Annotated in this window: 15 protein-coding genes; 9 read left to right on the top strand and 6 right to left on the bottom strand. The window is 53.7% G+C overall.

Going from position 1 to position 15,219, the window contains the following annotated elements:
* Positions 1 to 90 precede the first annotated feature (90 nt).
* The 7 genes from ACOTXR_RS08340 to mglC all read left to right on the top strand — a co-directional run bounded on the left by ACOTXR_RS08340 (position 91) and on the right by mglC (position 8,284).
* On the top strand, positions 91 to 1,239 hold the full coding sequence (locus ACOTXR_RS08340; protein WP_050862526.1) for a YbfB/YjiJ family MFS transporter: 1,149 nt from the start codon (positions 91 to 93) through the stop codon (positions 1,237 to 1,239).
* Positions 1,240 to 1,341: 102 nt separating this feature from the next.
* Positions 1,342 to 2,010, top strand: coding sequence for a GTP cyclohydrolase I FolE (gene folE, locus ACOTXR_RS08335; RefSeq protein ID WP_014884567.1), 669 nt, complete (start codon positions 1,342 to 1,344; stop codon positions 2,008 to 2,010).
* An 18-nt stretch (positions 2,011 to 2,028) separates the two neighbouring features.
* Positions 2,029 to 3,186, top strand: a complete 1,158-nt coding sequence (yeiB, locus tag ACOTXR_RS08330) for a DUF418 domain-containing protein YeiB (RefSeq protein WP_023338540.1) — start codon at positions 2,029 to 2,031, stop codon at positions 3,184 to 3,186.
* Positions 3,187 to 3,341: 155 nt separating this feature from the next.
* Entirely contained in the window at positions 3,342 to 4,364 is a 1,023-nt protein-coding gene (gene galS, locus ACOTXR_RS08325) for an HTH-type transcriptional regulator GalS (protein ID WP_014884565.1), read from the top strand.
* 295 nt (positions 4,365 to 4,659) lie between these two features.
* Positions 4,660 to 5,658 (top strand): galactose/glucose ABC transporter substrate-binding protein MglB, encoded by a 999-nt coding sequence (mglB, locus tag ACOTXR_RS08320; protein WP_014884564.1) that lies wholly within the window; start codon positions 4,660 to 4,662, stop codon positions 5,656 to 5,658.
* Between the two features lie 79 nt (positions 5,659 to 5,737).
* Positions 5,738 to 7,258 (top strand): galactose/methyl galactoside ABC transporter ATP-binding protein MglA, encoded by a 1,521-nt coding sequence (gene mglA / locus ACOTXR_RS08315; protein ID WP_014884563.1) that lies wholly within the window; start codon positions 5,738 to 5,740, stop codon positions 7,256 to 7,258.
* 15 nt (positions 7,259 to 7,273) lie between these two features.
* Positions 7,274 to 8,284 carry a galactose/methyl galactoside ABC transporter permease MglC gene (mglC, locus tag ACOTXR_RS08310; protein ID WP_013097952.1) on the top strand — a complete coding sequence of 337 codons (1,011 nt, stop codon included), beginning with the start codon at positions 7,274 to 7,276 and terminating at the stop codon, positions 8,282 to 8,284.
* 37 nt (positions 8,285 to 8,321) lie between these two features.
* Here mglC and ACOTXR_RS08305 read toward each other — a convergent pair whose 3' ends face one another.
* The 6 genes from ACOTXR_RS08305 to ACOTXR_RS08280 form a co-directional block, all read right to left on the bottom strand.
* Positions 8,322 to 8,759 (bottom strand): helix-turn-helix transcriptional regulator, encoded by a 438-nt coding sequence (locus ACOTXR_RS08305; RefSeq protein ID WP_058691086.1) that lies wholly within the window; start codon positions 8,757 to 8,759, stop codon positions 8,322 to 8,324.
* 138 nt (positions 8,760 to 8,897) lie between these two features.
* Complete coding sequence (locus ACOTXR_RS08300; RefSeq protein ID WP_058691085.1) at positions 8,898 to 9,428, bottom strand: hypothetical protein; 531 nt, start codon at positions 9,426 to 9,428, stop codon at positions 8,898 to 8,900.
* Between the two features lie 131 nt (positions 9,429 to 9,559).
* Positions 9,560 to 10,273, bottom strand: a complete 714-nt coding sequence (sanA, locus tag ACOTXR_RS08295) for an outer membrane permeability protein SanA (RefSeq protein WP_032636024.1) — start codon at positions 10,271 to 10,273, stop codon at positions 9,560 to 9,562.
* A gap of 127 nt (positions 10,274 to 10,400) precedes the next feature.
* Complete coding sequence (gene cdd / locus ACOTXR_RS08290; protein ID WP_014884560.1) at positions 10,401 to 11,285, bottom strand: cytidine deaminase; 885 nt, start codon at positions 11,283 to 11,285, stop codon at positions 10,401 to 10,403.
* 129 nt (positions 11,286 to 11,414) lie between these two features.
* Entirely contained in the window at positions 11,415 to 12,110 is a 696-nt protein-coding gene (locus tag ACOTXR_RS08285) for a CidB/LrgB family autolysis modulator (RefSeq protein WP_014884559.1), read from the bottom strand.
* Complete coding sequence (locus ACOTXR_RS08280) at positions 12,107 to 12,502, bottom strand: CidA/LrgA family protein (protein WP_058691084.1); 396 nt, start codon at positions 12,500 to 12,502, stop codon at positions 12,107 to 12,109. The genes ACOTXR_RS08285 and ACOTXR_RS08280 overlap by 4 nt, the downstream gene beginning before the upstream one ends.
* A 168-nt stretch (positions 12,503 to 12,670) precedes the next feature.
* Between ACOTXR_RS08280 and dusC the strand changes: the two genes are divergently transcribed.
* A complete protein-coding gene (gene dusC, locus ACOTXR_RS08275; protein ID WP_023330920.1) occupies positions 12,671 to 13,603 on the top strand; it encodes a tRNA dihydrouridine(16) synthase DusC in 933 nt (310 codons plus the stop codon).
* Positions 13,604 to 13,754: 151 nt separating this feature from the next.
* Entirely contained in the window at positions 13,755 to 15,173 is a 1,419-nt protein-coding gene (gene mdtQ, locus ACOTXR_RS08270; protein WP_058691083.1) for a multidrug resistance outer membrane protein MdtQ, read from the top strand.
* Positions 15,174 to 15,219: the final 46 nt, after the last annotated feature.

Below are 15,219 nucleotides of genomic sequence, written 5' to 3'. Positions count from 1 at the left end.
GTTTTCATTTACCTGTGAGCAACTTTCACTTTCGCGGAACGGCAAGATGTTGCATCATAAATTTACTTTTCTTTAACAATTGGAGCGGTCATGGCGCTGCGTATCGCGCTTAGTGGGTTTGTCGTTCTGGTGGTGGCGATGGGGATAGGGCGCTTTGCCTTTACGCCTCAGGTACCGCTGATGATTGCCGCCGGGCAACTCACGCTCACCAGCGCAGGCCTGGTGGCGGCGATGAATTATCTTGGCTATCTGGTGGGAGCATGGGATGCCATGCGCGCGCACCGCTTTGTTGAAACGCGGCTCTGGCTCGGCATTACGGGTGCGGTTGCGTTGACGCTGCTCTCCGCGGCGGCGGATAACGCCGTCGTACATGGCCTGCTGCGCTTTGCGATCGGCTGCATGAGTGGCTGGTCAATGGTACTCATTGCCGCCTGGACCAACGAGCGGCTGGGGCAACTGGGTAAACCGGGGCTCAGTGCTGCGGTGTTCGCCGGCCCCGGCGCGGGTATCGCCCTGAGCGGCCTGCTCGCGGTCTATATTCAGGCGAAATCCCTTTCGGCCGGTGCGGCGTGGCAGATCTACGGCGTGCTGGCGCTCGTGTTGATTACGCTGGTGGCACGCTATCTGCCGCGTGCGGGACAGCTTCATCGCCCGGGGACTGCGCCTGAGCCGCTGCGGCTGACCGCGGATTTAAAGCGCCTGGTCTGGAGCTACAGCCTGGCGGGATTTGGCTATATCCTTCCGGCGACCTTTTTATCGCAAATGGCCGCCGTGCGCTTTCCCGGCAGCCTGTTTGCTCAGTTTGTCTGGCCGATTTTTGGTCTCGCCGCTGTGGTGGGGATTGCGCTCAGCATTGCCTTGCGACATATCTCCACGGCTAACCGCAGGCTGGCTATCGTGCTGTGGCTTCAGGGCGCGGGTGTCCTGGCGGCCTGGCTGCTGCCGGGCATCGGCGGTTTGCTGACGGGCGGGCTGCTGGTAGGTGGTGGGTTCCTTTGCGCCGTGCAGCTCTCTCTTTTATACGGCCGAGAGCTGGCACCGAACCACACGCGTTATATGGCGGGACTGCTCACCACCGGGTATGCCATCGGGCAGTTGATTGGCCCGGTGACGTCGGCGTTATCGACCTGGCTAACCCACCGGCTGGAGCCTGCGCTGGGGCTGGCGGGCGTCGCGTTGTTCATCGGCGGCGCGCTGGTCTGGAATCGTCACGCTGAAAGGCAACAGCAATTGCAATAATTATCGTCGTGAATACTGGATTATGTGCGTCGCCTCACGCACAATGAGCGCATACTTTTGCCACAACGAGGGCGAAAGACGCCACACCTGCAGGAGAAGAAAATGTCATCACTCAGTAAAGAAGCTGCCCTGGTCCATGAAGCCCTGCTTGCGCGCGGTCTCGAAACGCCATTGCGTCCGCCCGTTGAGGATATGGACAATGAAACCCGTAAAAGTCTGATTTCCGGGCATATGACCGAGATCATGCAACTGCTGAATCTCGATCTGAGCGATGACAGTCTGATGGAGACGCCTAAGCGCATCGCGAAAATGTACGTCGACGAAATTTTCTCTGGCCTGGATTACGCCAACTTCCCGAAAATTACCGTTATCGAGAATAAGATGAAGGTGGACGAGATGGTCACGGTACGTGATATCACGCTGACCAGCACCTGCGAACATCACTTCGTCACTATCGACGGTAAAGCGACCGTGGCTTACATCCCGAAAGATACGGTGATTGGTCTGTCGAAGATCAACCGTATTGTGCAGTTCTTCGCGCAGCGTCCTCAGGTTCAGGAGCGTCTGACGCAGCAGATCCTGATTGCCCTGCAAACGCTGCTGGGCACCAATAACGTGGCGGTCTCCATCGATGCCGTTCACTACTGCGTGAAAGCCCGCGGCGTACGTGATGCGACCAGTGCAACCACCACCACTTCGCTGGGCGGTCTGTTTAAATCGAGCCAGAACACCCGCCAGGAGTTCCTGCGCGCCGTGCGTCACCACAACTAATCTCACAGGGCAGGGACCATGGAGCGAAACGTCACGCTCGATTTTGTTCGCGGCGTCGCCATACTGGGTATCCTGCTGCTGAATATCAGCGCCTTCGGTCTGCCGAAGGCCGCTTATCTCAATCCCGCCTGGTACGGCGATATCACCCGAAGCGATGCCTGGACCTGGGCAATCCTTGATCTGTTTGCCCAGGTTAAATTCCTCACGCTCTTTGCCCTGCTGTTTGGCGCAGGACTACAGCTTCTGCTTAAACGCGGCACCCGCTGGATCCAGTCGCGCTTAACCCTGCTGGTGATACTCGGTTTTATCCACGGTCTGTTCTTCTGGGACGGCGATATTCTTCTCGCGTATGGGTTAGTCGGGCTTATCTGCTGGCGTCTCATTCGTGATGCGCACAGCGTGAAAAGCCTGTTTAACACCGGCGTGATGCTCTATCTCATGGGGCTTGGGGTGCTGCTGCTGCTGGGGATGATCTCTGGCGAAGCGACCAACCGTTCCTGGATCCCGGATGCTGCAAACCTCCAGTACGAGCAGTTCTGGAAGCTAAAAGGCGGTACGGAAGCCATTAGCAACCGGGCGGATATGCTGGGGGATAACCTTCTTGCGCTGGGGGCGCAATACGGCTGGCAGCTGGCAGGGATGATGCTGATGGGGGCGTCATTGATGCGCACCGGGTGGCTGAAAGGGGAGTTCAGCCTGCGTCATTATCGTCGCACCGGGGCGGGGCTGGTTCTGCTCGGCGTGCTGATAAACCTCCCGGCGGTGATGACACAGTGGCACATTCACTGGGATTATCGCTGGTGCGCTTTCCTGCTCCAGGTACCGCGTGAACTGAGCGCGCCATTCCAGACCATCGGCTACGCGGCGCTAATATATGGCTTCTGGCCGCAGCTTTCTCGCCTGTGGCTTGTCAGCGCAGTCGCCTGCGTCGGGCGCATGGCGTTAAGCAATTACCTCCTGCAAACGTTGATATGCACCACGATTTTCTATCGCTTTGGCCTGTTTATGAAATTCGACCGCCTCGGGCTGCTGGCGTTTGTTATTCCGATCTGGGCGGTTAATCTGGCGTTTTCCGTTATCTGGCTGCGTTATTTCCGTCAGGGGCCGCTGGAGTGGGTGTGGCGTCAGTTAACCGCACATGCTTCAGGGGTATCATTGAGTAATACATCCAGATAACGATCTGGATCACAATCATTAACAAAACGGATGTAAGCGTTTTCATGACTGTGAGCTTCTTCACGTAGTCCCTTTTCTCTCGCTGCCAAAATAGCCACCTTGCTAAACACAGGGGGTGTCTGTGAGTTGCTGCAATCCTTTGAAGGATGGTGAATATGATCACCATTCGTGATGTCGCCCGTCTGGCGGGCGTTTCTGTGGCTACCGTCTCCCGCGTACTGAACAACAGTGCGCTGGTGAGCCCTGAAACCCGTGAAACCGTAATGAAAGCCGTGACCCAGCTCGGGTACCGGCCAAATGCCAACGCGCAGGCGCTTGCCACGCAGGTCAGCGATACCATCGGCGTGGTGGTGATGGATGTCTCAGACGCCTTTTTCGGTGCGCTGGTGAAAGCGGTCGATGTGGTTGCCCAGCAGCATCAAAAATATGTGCTGATTGGCAACAGCTATCATGAGGCGGAGAAAGAGCGTCATGCCATCGAAGTACTGATTCGCCAGCGCTGTAACGCCCTGATTGTTCACTCCAAAGCCTTAAGTGATGAAGAGCTTGCCGGGTTTATGGAACAGATACCGGGCATGGTGCTGATTAACCGGATTGTGCCGGGCTATGCCCACCGCTGTGTTGGGCTGGATAACGTCAGCGGCGCCATGATGGCCACCAAAATGCTTATCAATAACGGCCATCAGCGGATCGGTTATCTTGCCTCCAGCCATCAAATTGAAGATGACGCGTACCGGCGTGAGGGCTGGCAAAACGCCCTGAAAGAACACGGCATTACCGCATCAGAGAGCTGGATCGGCACTGGTACGCCTGACATGCAGGGCGGTGAGGCGGCAATGGTGGAGTTGTTGGGCCGCAATCTGCAGCTTTCTGCGGTGTTTGCGTATAACGACAGCATGGCAGCAGGCGCGTTGACGGCACTGAAAGATAACGGCATTGCGGTGCCGCAGCATTTGTCGTTGATTGGCTTTGACGACATTCCGATCGCCCGTTACACCGACCCGCAGCTGACTACGGTGCGCTATCCCATTGCTTCTATGGCAAAACTGGCTACTGAACTGGCGTTACAGGGAGCCGCAGGGCTGCTGGATCCTGGGGCGACCCATTGCTTCATGCCAACCCTGGTGCGTCGACATTCCGTCGCGTCGCGGCAAATTGTGGCTCCGATCACTAACTGATTACATGAGGTGATGTAACCGTTTTCAATCTGTGAGTAAATTCACAGTATCTTAACAAGGCGCTGACTATGATGTCAGCGTTTTAGCAGCTGAAACGCTATGTAACGGTGATTATTCACTTTAACAGTAGCCAATGTGCCGCAAACAACGAATAAAACGCATTTCTGGAGCGTTACCGACCACGGAAGAGAGAAATTTTATAAGTGAACGTCGGCTGTCAGTAACGTTTTATTAACATCTGCCTGCCGCTCGTTATTCACCAGAACTACCCTGCATAAAAAAAACCGGAGATACCATGAATAAGAAGGTGTTGACCCTGTCTGCTGTAATGGCAAGCATGCTTTTTGGTGCAGCAGCGCACGCTGCAGATACCCGTATTGGTGTGACGATTTATAAATACGACGACAACTTTATGTCTGTTGTACGTAAAGCTATCGAGAAAGATGCGAAAGCAGCGCCAGACGTACAGCTGCTGATGAATGACTCCCAGAATGACCAGTCCAAACAGAACGACCAGATCGACGTTCTGCTGGCGAAAGGCGTGAAAGCCCTGGCGATCAACCTGGTTGACCCTGCTGCTGCAGGCACGGTAATTGAAAAAGCGCGCGGCCAGAATGTGCCAATCGTCTTCTTCAACAAAGAACCTTCCCGTAAAGCGCTGGATAGCTATGACAAAGCGTATTACGTCGGTACTGACTCCAAAGAGTCCGGCATTATTCAGGGCGATCTGATCGCGAAACACTGGGCAGCGAACCCGAACTGGGACCTGAACAAAGACGGTCAGATCCAGTTCGTTCTGCTGAAAGGCGAACCTGGTCACCCGGATGCTGAAGCGCGTACGACTTACGTTATCAAAGAGCTGAATGATAAGGGCCTGAAAACCCAGCAGCTGGCATTAGATACCGCGATGTGGGATACCGCCCAGGCGAAAGATAAGATGGATGCCTGGCTGTCCGGCCCTAACGCGAACAAAATCGAAGTGGTTATCGCCAACAACGATGCGATGGCAATGGGTGCGGTAGAAGCGCTGAAAGCCCACAATAAATCGTCCATTCCGGTATTCGGTGTGGATGCCCTGCCAGAAGCGCTGGCGCTGGTTAAATCTGGCGCGATGGCCGGTACCGTTCTGAACGATGCCAATAACCAGGCGAAAGCCACCTTCGATCTGGCGAAAAACCTCGCTGACGGTAAAGGCGCGGCAGATGGCACCAGCTGGAAAATTGACAACAAAATCGTTCGCGTACCTTACGTGGGCGTAGACCAGTCCAACCTGGCTGAGTTTATCGGTAAATAAGTGAGTTAACCTGTCTCCACTGGGCGCAATTCGTTGCGCCCTTTTATAACGCGATATGCGAGGCCAACAAGGTATAATTATGGTCAGCACAACTACTCAGTCAACCGGTGAATACTTGTTGGAAATGAACGGTATTAACAAGTCATTTCCCGGTGTTAAGGCACTCGATAATGTAAATTTAAAAGTCCGTCCTCACTCTATTCATGCATTAATGGGGGAGAACGGTGCGGGTAAATCAACATTATTAAAATGTCTTTTTGGGATCTATCAAAAAGATTCTGGCAGCATTCTTTTTCAGGGGAAAGAGATCGATTTCCATTCAGCGAAAGAAGCACTGGAAAACGGTATCTCGATGGTTCACCAGGAATTAAACCTGGTACTGCAACGTTCCGTTATGGATAACATGTGGTTGGGGCGTTATCCAACCAAAGGTGTCTTTGTCGATCAGGACAAAATGTATCGTGACACCAAAGCGATTTTTGATGAGCTGGATATTGATATCGATCCGCGCGCTCGCGTGGGAACCTTATCCGTCTCACAAATGCAGATGATCGAAATTGCCAAAGCGTTCTCCTATGATGCGAAAATCGTCATCATGGACGAACCGACATCGTCATTAACGGAAAAAGAGGTTAATCACCTTTTTACCATTATTCGTAAGCTGAAAGAACGCGGCTGCGGCATTGTCTACATCTCTCACAAAATGGAAGAGATCTTCCAGCTGTGCGATGAGATTACCATCCTGCGCGACGGCCAGTGGATTGCCACGCAGCCGCTTGAAGGGCTGGATATGGACAAGATCATCGCCATGATGGTTGGCCGCTCCCTTAACCAGCGCTTCCCGGACAAAGAGAACAAGCCGGGTGAAGTGATTCTTGAAGTGCGCAATCTCACCTCGCTGCGTCAGCCGTCCATCCGCGATGTCTCCTTCGACCTGCACAAAGGCGAAATCCTGGGGATTGCCGGTCTGGTGGGGGCAAAGCGTACCGACATTGTGGAAACCTTGTTTGGTATCCGTGAGAAGGCCCAGGGCACCATTACGCTGCACGGAAAGAAAATTAACAACCACAATGCCAACGAAGCCATTAATAACGGTTTTGCGCTGGTAACGGAAGAACGTCGTTCGACGGGTATTTATGCTTATCTGGATATTAACTTTAACTCGTTAATTTCTAATATTCGTAATTACAAAAATAAAGTCGGACTGCTGGATAACTCCCGCATGAAGAGCGATACCCAGTGGGTGATTGACTCCATGCGCGTGAAAACGCCTGGCCACCGCACGCAAATTGGTTCGCTTTCGGGGGGTAACCAGCAAAAAGTCATTATCGGACGTTGGTTATTAACCCAGCCAGAAATTCTGATGCTGGATGAACCTACCCGTGGCATTGACGTCGGCGCGAAGTTTGAAATTTATCAGCTGATTGCCGAGCTGGCGAAAAAGAATAAAGGGATCATTATTATTTCTTCCGAAATGCCGGAACTGTTAGGGATCACAGACCGTATTCTGGTTATGAGCAATGGTCTCGTTGCCGGTATTGTTGACACCAAAACGACAACGCAAAACGAAATTTTGCGTCTTGCGTCTTTGCACCTTTAAGATCAGGGGCTCCTCATGAGTGCGTTAAATAAAAAAAGTTTTCTCACTTACCTGAAAGAAGGCGGAATTTACGTTGTTCTTTTAGTCCTGCTGGCCATTATCATTTTCCAGGACCCTACGTTCTTAAGTCTGCTGAACCTGAGTAACATTCTGACCCAGTCTTCCGTGCGTATTATCATTGCGCTGGGCGTGGCGGGCCTTATCGTCACCCAGGGTACTGACCTTTCTGCCGGTCGTCAGGTCGGCCTGGCGGCGGTTATTGCGGCAACCCTGCTGCAGTCGATGGAAAACGCCAACAAGGTCTTCCCGGAAATGGCGACCATGCCGATTTTCGTGGTGATCCTGATTGTCTGTGCCATCGGCGCGGTGATTGGTCTGATCAACGGTATCATCATCGCTTACCTGAACGTGACGCCATTTATCACCACGCTGGGTACGATGATCATCGTTTACGGTATCAACTCCCTCTACTACGACTTCGTGGGCGCGTCTCCTATCTCGGGCTTTGACAGCGGCTTCTCAACCTTCACGCAAGGGTTTATCGCGCTGGGCAGTTTCCGCCTGTCGTATATCACCTTCTATGCGCTGATCGCGGTGGCGTTCGTCTGGATCCTGTGGAACAAAACGCGCTTTGGTAAAAACATCTTTGCTATCGGCGGTAACCCGGAAGCGGCGAAAGTTTCCGGCGTCAACGTGGCCCTGAACCTGCTGATGATCTATGCCCTCTCCGGGGTGTTCTACGCCTTCGGTGGGATGCTGGAAGCGGGTCGTATCGGTTCTGCAACCAACAACCTCGGCTTTATGTACGAACTGGATGCGATTGCAGCCTGTGTGGTCGGCGGCGTCTCCTTCAGCGGCGGCGTGGGTACCGTACTCGGTGTGGTCACCGGTGTGATCATCTTCACCGTGATCAACTACGGCCTGACCTACATCGGCGTGAACCCGTACTGGCAGTACATCATTAAAGGCGCGATTATTATCTTCGCCGTTGCGCTGGATTCACTGAAGTACGCACGTAAGAAGTAAGCTCAACAATGAAAAACCCGCAGCGATGCGGGTTTTTTTATGAGAAAAGTGAGGCTATCAGCGATTTTGAAATGGGCACCAGCCCGGTTTGAAGCCCGAAGGGTTTAAAGATTTTGTTAATGATGTCAGCGGAATAGTTGCCTCTGTTATTTTCTACATCTGACAATGTTTTTCGGGATACGCTGACTAATTTTGCATATTCATCCTGTTTTAGCCCCAACACCTCGACCCTGAGTTTTCTCAGTGCTTCTCCTTGCGTGATTTTACCCAACAATATGTCCCGAATGGCTGCGTGCAAGAGATCCTGACGATCGCGTGTATCGACGCGTGTTAAGCTTGGTGAAACGCGTTGCCTGTTTACCTGCGTTAACTTGTCAGGATCCTCTGCGTCGTCATGATGTCTCCTTCCATTTGCACTGCGTATACGGGCTAATGTTTGCAGAAACTCTGACTCTGTCTTATCAGGTATTTTCATAATAAGCCCCAGCGGGAAAGTTTGTCTGGAATAAAGCGAAAACCGATTGCAGGCATTTCCAGTATCTGTTTTGGAACACCGCGCGCCGCCAATCTTTCCGGTAGGTCGACGAGTTGAACGGCTGTCTCATGCAGGGCGTTAAGCAACGTCGAAGGGGGAATCCACTCCGCCAGCTCCGGTTGCGCCACCTGCCGCGGCGCCTCTTTCCTGGGCATAATCCAGAAAGTCGGCTGCCCGCTCGATGACGTCCGTAACCGTAAACGTTTTAGCGCTTGCGAATTCATTCCATTCCGGTACGGATTCTTTAATGCGTAAATTCCCAACAGGGGACATTGTGCCAAATTTTAGCAATAAAAAATTTTGCTGGCTGAGTGGTAATTCACTGATACCAAGCGCATTTATCCAGTAGCGACGACTGGCGCCGGCGGGAATGATATCGTCGATGAATCGCAGCCAGCCTGGATTTCCGTGGTCATTAAAAAAAAGTGATACGGGGTGATTCAGCGTGACGGCGTGTAAATCATCATAATCCAGAAAATTAATCGCATACTCAGTGCGATAGTTTAATTGCGTGGTGTTCCAGTCGTTGTTTTCACTACCGGGAAATGTGATGAGAGCAATATCCGTCCATACTTCATGTAGATACGCCTGTACAGTTAACGTTTCCATCTCACCTCCATAACCGTTCAATGAGTAAAATATTACTCATTGATCGTGATTAAGGTAAGTAATGCCACTTATACCTCACATTATCCATTTTTTGAGAGGTTAATGAGTAATATATTACTCATTGTGCAAATTTATTTTTTCTTCTGCAGATCAAGCAGCTGCTCCGGCGTCACAGCCGGGTAACCCTGCGCGTCTTCCGGTACTTCATGCATCGCCGGAATCGGCACCAGCGGGCCTAAAAAGCGCGGTTCACGTTTGAAAATGTAGAGGTCCGCCAGCGCGCCAAAGCGCGCGCCAAATTCGCGCACGCGCACGCTCAGCATATCTTTAGGCGACGGCACCGCGTAGCACTGCGCCTGAATACCCATATGCAGCGCAATAAACAGCGCGCGCTCGCAGTGGAAACGCTGGGTGATGATGATGAAGTCGTTGGTGTCGAACACTTTGCGGGTGCGCACGATGGAGTCGAGGGTGCGGAAGCCTGCGTAGTCGAGCACGATGTCGGCAGGATCCACGCCTGCGGCAATCAGGTCCTTACGCATCGTCACCGGTTCGTTATAGCTTTGCAGCGCGTTATCACCGCTTAACAGCAGATAGTTCACCTTGCCGCTGTTGTAAGCGTTCAGCGCGCCCTGAATTCGGTAACGATAATACTGGTTGATCACCCCGGTGCGGTAATACTTGGCGGTGCCGAGTACCACGCCCACCTGGCGATAGGGCAGGTCCTGCAGGTCATCAAAGATGTAAGGGGCGGTTTTCCAGCTCATCCAGCGGTCGAGACCCAGCACGATCAACAGCAGTATGCCGACCAGGACAGACAGGCTGTAAAAAACGCGCTTTAACATGGAGATGGCTCGTTCGTGGATGAAAGTTCACTCAGGCTACTTTACCCGTCTGGTTAGCGCAAGAAACAGCGACTCAACTGAGGGGTTTTTCAGCAATGTGGCGGACATTTCAGTCCGCCGGAAGGATTTATGCCAGCAGTACGCGGTCGATCGTCGTGCAGCCTAACGCCTTGAGCGTCGCAGCGGTGGCATCCCACTGAATCAGTGGCGCATCGGCCTTTTCGGCCAGAATTGCGCGCTGAATGTCGGGGTAGTCGTAGCCGTTCAGGCTCAGCAGGTTGAGCGCACCCTGCAGCGGCGGCAGCGTTGGGTTAAACGCGGCGTTTTCCGCATAGCTGCCGGTGAAGATACGGCCATCGCGGCACTGCAGCGCCACGCCGCTTGGGGCGTTACTGTACGGAGTGTGGCTCTTGTTAGCCGCACGAATGGCCGCTTCGCTCAGGTCATCGCCGGACAGGGCGAAACCATGATCCTGCTCGTCCATCAGCAGCGTTTTAATGTCCAGATCTTTCGGGCCGAAGGCATCCGGCAGGTAATCGCCCAGCGTATGTGGCGCACGTCCCGGCAGGTTGATGCGCAGTTGCAGCCCGCTGTTCAGCTCGTTCATAAACTGACGGCAGTGGCCGCACGGCGTGTAGTTCACGGTGATGGCGCTCAAGGCCTTTTCACCGCGCAACCAGGCGTGACTGATAGCGCTCTGCTCCGCATGAACGGTTTGCTGCATGGTTGCGCCCAGGAACTCCATGTTTCCACCGAAGTACCAGGTTCCGCTGACGCCGCGCGCAATAGCGCCGACGTTGAAGTGGGAGAGATCGGCACGCGCGCAGGCGGCAGCCAGGGGCAGCAGTGCGAAAGCCAGCGCGTCTTCGTCCAGTCCCGCTGCTTGTTTCAGCATGGTGACCTGCTCTGCCGTCAGCAGGGCGGGGAAATGTGCATCTGCCAGGACGGGAGCAAGGGCTGATTGCAAATTCTCTGCAAGCTGAGCGAAGGCAGCTTGAAAACGTGGGTGCATGGCGTTTGCCTCATAAAGGTTAATGGATCGGTAGTTTACGGAGCCGCTGGGGCTTTATATGTGATCCACTTCTCATTATGTATGCAACTTATGAAATCAAAATGAAATTTGCGCGACGCATCGCAAATTTTAGCCCATCACCGCCAGTATCAACGGGAAAATGAACGGGGCGAGCAGGGAGGTGATAATCCCGCATATCACCAGCGCCAGGGAGCTAAAAGCCCCTTCCTGATAGTCCAGCTCCGCGCAGCGGGCGGTACCCAGGGCGTGCGAGGCGGTACCCATCGACAATCCCCGCGCCGCTTTAGTATGGATCCGCATCGCGTTCAGGAGGGTGTGACCAAACACCGCGCCGAGAATACCGACGAAAATGACGCACATCGCGCTGATGGCCGGGATCCCGCCGAGGCTGCCGCCTACCGCCATTGCGATAGGTGTGGTCACCGATTTAGGCAGAATAGAGGCCGCAATTTGTGGCGAAGCGCCCATCAATAGCGCCACCGACGTGCCGGTGATCATCGCCACCAGGCTGCCCACAAAACAGATAGTAATGATGGATTTCCAGCGGGCGCGGATCTGGTGCAGCTGCTCATATAAAGGAAAGGCGAGGGCCACAACGGCGGGTTGCAACAGGTCGTTTAAAATTTTGCTGCCGGCAAAGTAACGTTCGTAAGGGATGCCGGTGAGCAGCAGGAAAGGAATAATTACCACCATCGCCACCAGCAGGGGGTTGAGCAGCGGCATTTTGAAACGTGCGGCAAGTTTACGCGCGGCGAAAAAGACCAGCAGGGTTAACGGCAGAGACCACCAGATATTAGCCATCATTTTTTTGTTTTCTCCCCGATGACGTTACGTTCGCCATGTACCAGATGTGAACTCCAGCTCACAACAAGGAAAACCACCAGCGTGCTAACCGCGCAGGAGACCACAATCGGGCCGAACTGGGCTTTAAGCAAATCAAAATACTGCATGACCCCGACGCCGATGGGCACGAAAAGCAGCGCCATATAGCGGATGAGGACGAAACAGCCGGGGTTAACCCACTTTGCGGGCAGAATTTGCATCGCCAGTAAAACAAAGAGGATCAGCATGCCGATAATGCTGCCAGGAATGGTGATAGGCAGCAGCGACGCGATAAAAATCCCGGCATACAGGCAGGCGTAAATCAGGACGAATGCGCGCAGATATTGCCAGATAATGTTCAATGATTTGCTCATGGTGATAGTCCTTGATGAAACGCATTCATCATACAATTAAACCTGAAAATGTGCCACGGATCACATCATGAATTTTGAGCATACCAGACATTCCGGAATGGAACGCCGGGCTTTCCACATACATACAGAGCAGCTACTATAGCGCGTCTTTTTTCACAGGTACTCAGAATGCGTGTTTTACTGGCCCCGATGGAAGGCGTGCTCGACTCTCTTGTGCGCGAGCTGCTTACCGAGGTGAACGATTACGATCTCTGCGTGACGGAGTTTTTGCGCGTGGTCGATATGTTGCTGCCAGAAAAGTCATTCTACCGTCTCTGTCCTGAACTGCACCGCCAGAGCCGGACCCCTTCCGGTACGCTGGTGCGGATCCAGCTGTTAGGCCAGTATCCTGAATGGCTGGCGGAAAACGCCGCCAGGGCCGTGGCGCTGGGTTCGTATGGCGTCGATCTCAACTGTGGCTGTCCGTCAAAGCTGGTCAACGGCAGCGGCGGCGGGGCAACGCTACTCAAGGATCCTGAGCTGATTTATCGCGGTGCAAAAGCCATGCGCGAGGCGGTACCCTCGCATCTGCCGGTCACCGTGAAAGTTCGTCTGGGCTGGGACAGCGGAGATAAGCAGTTTGAAATTGCCGATGCGGTGCAGCAGGCTGGGGCCACCGAGCTGGTGGTGCATGGCCGCACCAAGGAAGATGGTTATAAAGCTGAGCGGATTAACTGGCAGGCGATTGGCGAGATCCGCAAGCGGCTCACTATTCCGGTGATCGCTAACGGCGAAATCTGGGATTACGAAAGCGCGCAGGCATGCCTGAAAGAGACGGGCTGCAATGCGGTGATGATTGGCCGCGGTGCGCTGAACGTGCCCAACCTCAGTCGCGTCGTGAAATATAACGAACCGCGTATGCCGTGGGCTGACGTGGTGACGCTGCTGCAAAAATACAGCCGTCTGGAAAAGCAGGGTGATACCGGTTTGTATCACGTCGCGCGGATCAAGCAGTGGCTGAGCTATTTACGTAAAGAATACAGCGAAGCGCTGGGGTTATTTCAGGCGATCCGCACGCTCCAGACGTCGGCTGAAATTGCGCGGGTCATTCAGTCAAAATAACTAGCGGTAATATTTAAATTTAAATAATTCACTCGGTGAATATTTTGCTGATTATGTAAATGTATAACAATTTGCGGATTGCCACGCGTTACTAAAAAACGGAAAGTCATCAAGCGTAAGTTGCGCCTTTATTTTTTGAGTGCATGGCGTAATGAAACGTTTTCCTATTTTATCTCTGAGTGCTCCCCTTGTTTTTATGCTGGCTGCGTGCGCACCGGAACATTCCACGGTAGCGCCAATAAAAACGCAGGCGACAGCTGCTTCTGTAAATACCCGACTTAACCATGCGGACTGGCCGAAAAACGAATGGTGGAAAGAGTATAACGACCCGCAGCTAAATGCGCTTATTGCGAAAGCGATAGCGGATGCCCCGGATATGCAAATTGCCCGGCAACGTATTACGCTCGCGGAAGCACAGGCGAAGGCCGCTATTGCTGCCGATGGCCCACAACTGGATTTTTCTGCGGATGTTGAACGGCAGAAAATGTCGGCAGAAGGCCTGATGGGCCCGTTCGCGCTGACCGATCCGGCAGCGGGAACGACCGGCCCATGGTACACCAATGGCACTTTTGGCCTCACGGCGGGGTGGGATTTGGATCTCTGGGGGAAAAATCGCGCCCGGATTGCCGCGCGTATCGGTAAAGTGAATGCGCAAAAAGCGGAGCTGGAGCAGACTCGCCAGCTGCTTGCCAGCAGCGTTTCGCGCCTTTACTGGGCGTGGCAGACCCAGGCTGCTGCCGGAGATGTCCTTTCCCAAATTAAGCAGGAGCAGAAAAATATTATCGATGCCGATCGCGAACTGTATCAGCACGGTATTACCTCCTCGGTGGAGGGCGTCGAAACCGATATTTATGCCAGCAAAACGGATGAACAGTTAGCGGACGTGAAGGGCAAAATGAAGGCCATTGAGGCGCGACTGACTGCGTTGACCGGTACATCGGCCATAGCGCTTACGCGCCATGCGTTGCCTGCGACAGAAGCCTCGCTCCCTTCAACGCTGGGATATGAACTGCTGGCGCGCCGCCCGGATCTTCAGGAGGCGCACTGGTATATCGAAGCCTCCCTGAGCGAGGTGGAGGCCGCCAGAGCCGCGTTCTATCCTGACGTGAATCTTATGGCCTTCTTACAGCAGGATGCCCTGCACCTCAGCGATCTGTTCCGCTCTTCCGCTCAGCAGATGGGCGTGACCGCCGGTTTGACCCTGCCGATTTTCGACAGCGGCAGGCTGAATGCTAATCTGGATAGTGCCCAGGCGCAGAATAACCTCTCTGTCGCGAACTACAACAAAGCGGTGGTGGAGGCGGTGAATCAGGTGGCGCGTACGGCCAGCGAAGTCGAAACCCTGTCGGCAAAAAACCGTCACCAGCAGCAGGTCGAAAAAGACGCGGCACGTGTCGTGGCGCTGGCGCAGGCTCGTTTTAGGGCAGGTATCATTGCGGGGTCGCGGGTCAGCGAAGCCAGAATCCCGGCGCTTAAAGAACACCTTGAGACGGTCATGCTGAAAGGACAGTATATCGACGCCACGCTGCAACTGACGTCGGCGCTGGGGGGCGGCTATCATCACGGCTAAAAAGAGGCGTTATCTATACTTATCTCTTTGCTGTTTTTCAGGAGGT

Source organism: Enterobacter cloacae complex sp. IR53030, from assembly GCF_049238365.1.
Classification (GTDB): Bacteria; Pseudomonadota; Gammaproteobacteria; order Enterobacterales; family Enterobacteriaceae; genus Enterobacter; species Enterobacter kobei.
Note: the sequence above shows the minus strand (reverse complement) of the source record. Positions and strands in the feature narration are given on the sequence as shown.

Excerpts from the sequence above, each read along its gene's own strand:
- mglB (WP_014884564.1), top strand. The coding sequence starts at position 4,660 with ATGAATAAGAAGGTGTTGACCCTGTCTGCTGTAATGGCAAGCATGCTT.
- dusC (WP_023330920.1), top strand. The coding sequence starts at position 12,671 with ATGCGTGTTTTACTGGCCCCGATGGAAGGCGTGCTCGACTCTCTTGTG.
- galS (WP_014884565.1), top strand. The coding sequence starts at position 3,342 with ATGATCACCATTCGTGATGTCGCCCGTCTGGCGGGCGTTTCTGTGGCT.
- sanA (WP_032636024.1), bottom strand. The coding sequence starts at position 10,273 with ATGTTAAAGCGCGTTTTTTACAGCCTGTCTGTCCTGGTCGGCATACTG.
- cdd (WP_014884560.1), bottom strand. The coding sequence starts at position 11,285 with ATGCACCCACGTTTTCAAGCTGCCTTCGCTCAGCTTGCAGAGAATTTG.
- ACOTXR_RS08340 (WP_050862526.1), top strand. The coding sequence starts at position 91 with ATGGCGCTGCGTATCGCGCTTAGTGGGTTTGTCGTTCTGGTGGTGGCG.
- mdtQ (WP_058691083.1), top strand. The coding sequence starts at position 13,755 with ATGAAACGTTTTCCTATTTTATCTCTGAGTGCTCCCCTTGTTTTTATG.
- mglA (WP_014884563.1), top strand. The coding sequence starts at position 5,738 with ATGGTCAGCACAACTACTCAGTCAACCGGTGAATACTTGTTGGAAATG.
- ACOTXR_RS08280 (WP_058691084.1), bottom strand. The coding sequence starts at position 12,502 with ATGAGCAAATCATTGAACATTATCTGGCAATATCTGCGCGCATTCGTC.
- ACOTXR_RS08300 (WP_058691085.1), bottom strand. The coding sequence starts at position 9,428 with ATGGAAACGTTAACTGTACAGGCGTATCTACATGAAGTATGGACGGAT.
- folE (WP_014884567.1), top strand. The coding sequence starts at position 1,342 with ATGTCATCACTCAGTAAAGAAGCTGCCCTGGTCCATGAAGCCCTGCTT.
- mglC (WP_013097952.1), top strand. The coding sequence starts at position 7,274 with ATGAGTGCGTTAAATAAAAAAAGTTTTCTCACTTACCTGAAAGAAGGC.
- ACOTXR_RS08285 (WP_014884559.1), bottom strand. The coding sequence starts at position 12,110 with ATGATGGCTAATATCTGGTGGTCTCTGCCGTTAACCCTGCTGGTCTTT.
- yeiB (WP_023338540.1), top strand. The coding sequence starts at position 2,029 with ATGGAGCGAAACGTCACGCTCGATTTTGTTCGCGGCGTCGCCATACTG.
- ACOTXR_RS08305 (WP_058691086.1), bottom strand. The coding sequence starts at position 8,759 with ATGAAAATACCTGATAAGACAGAGTCAGAGTTTCTGCAAACATTAGCC.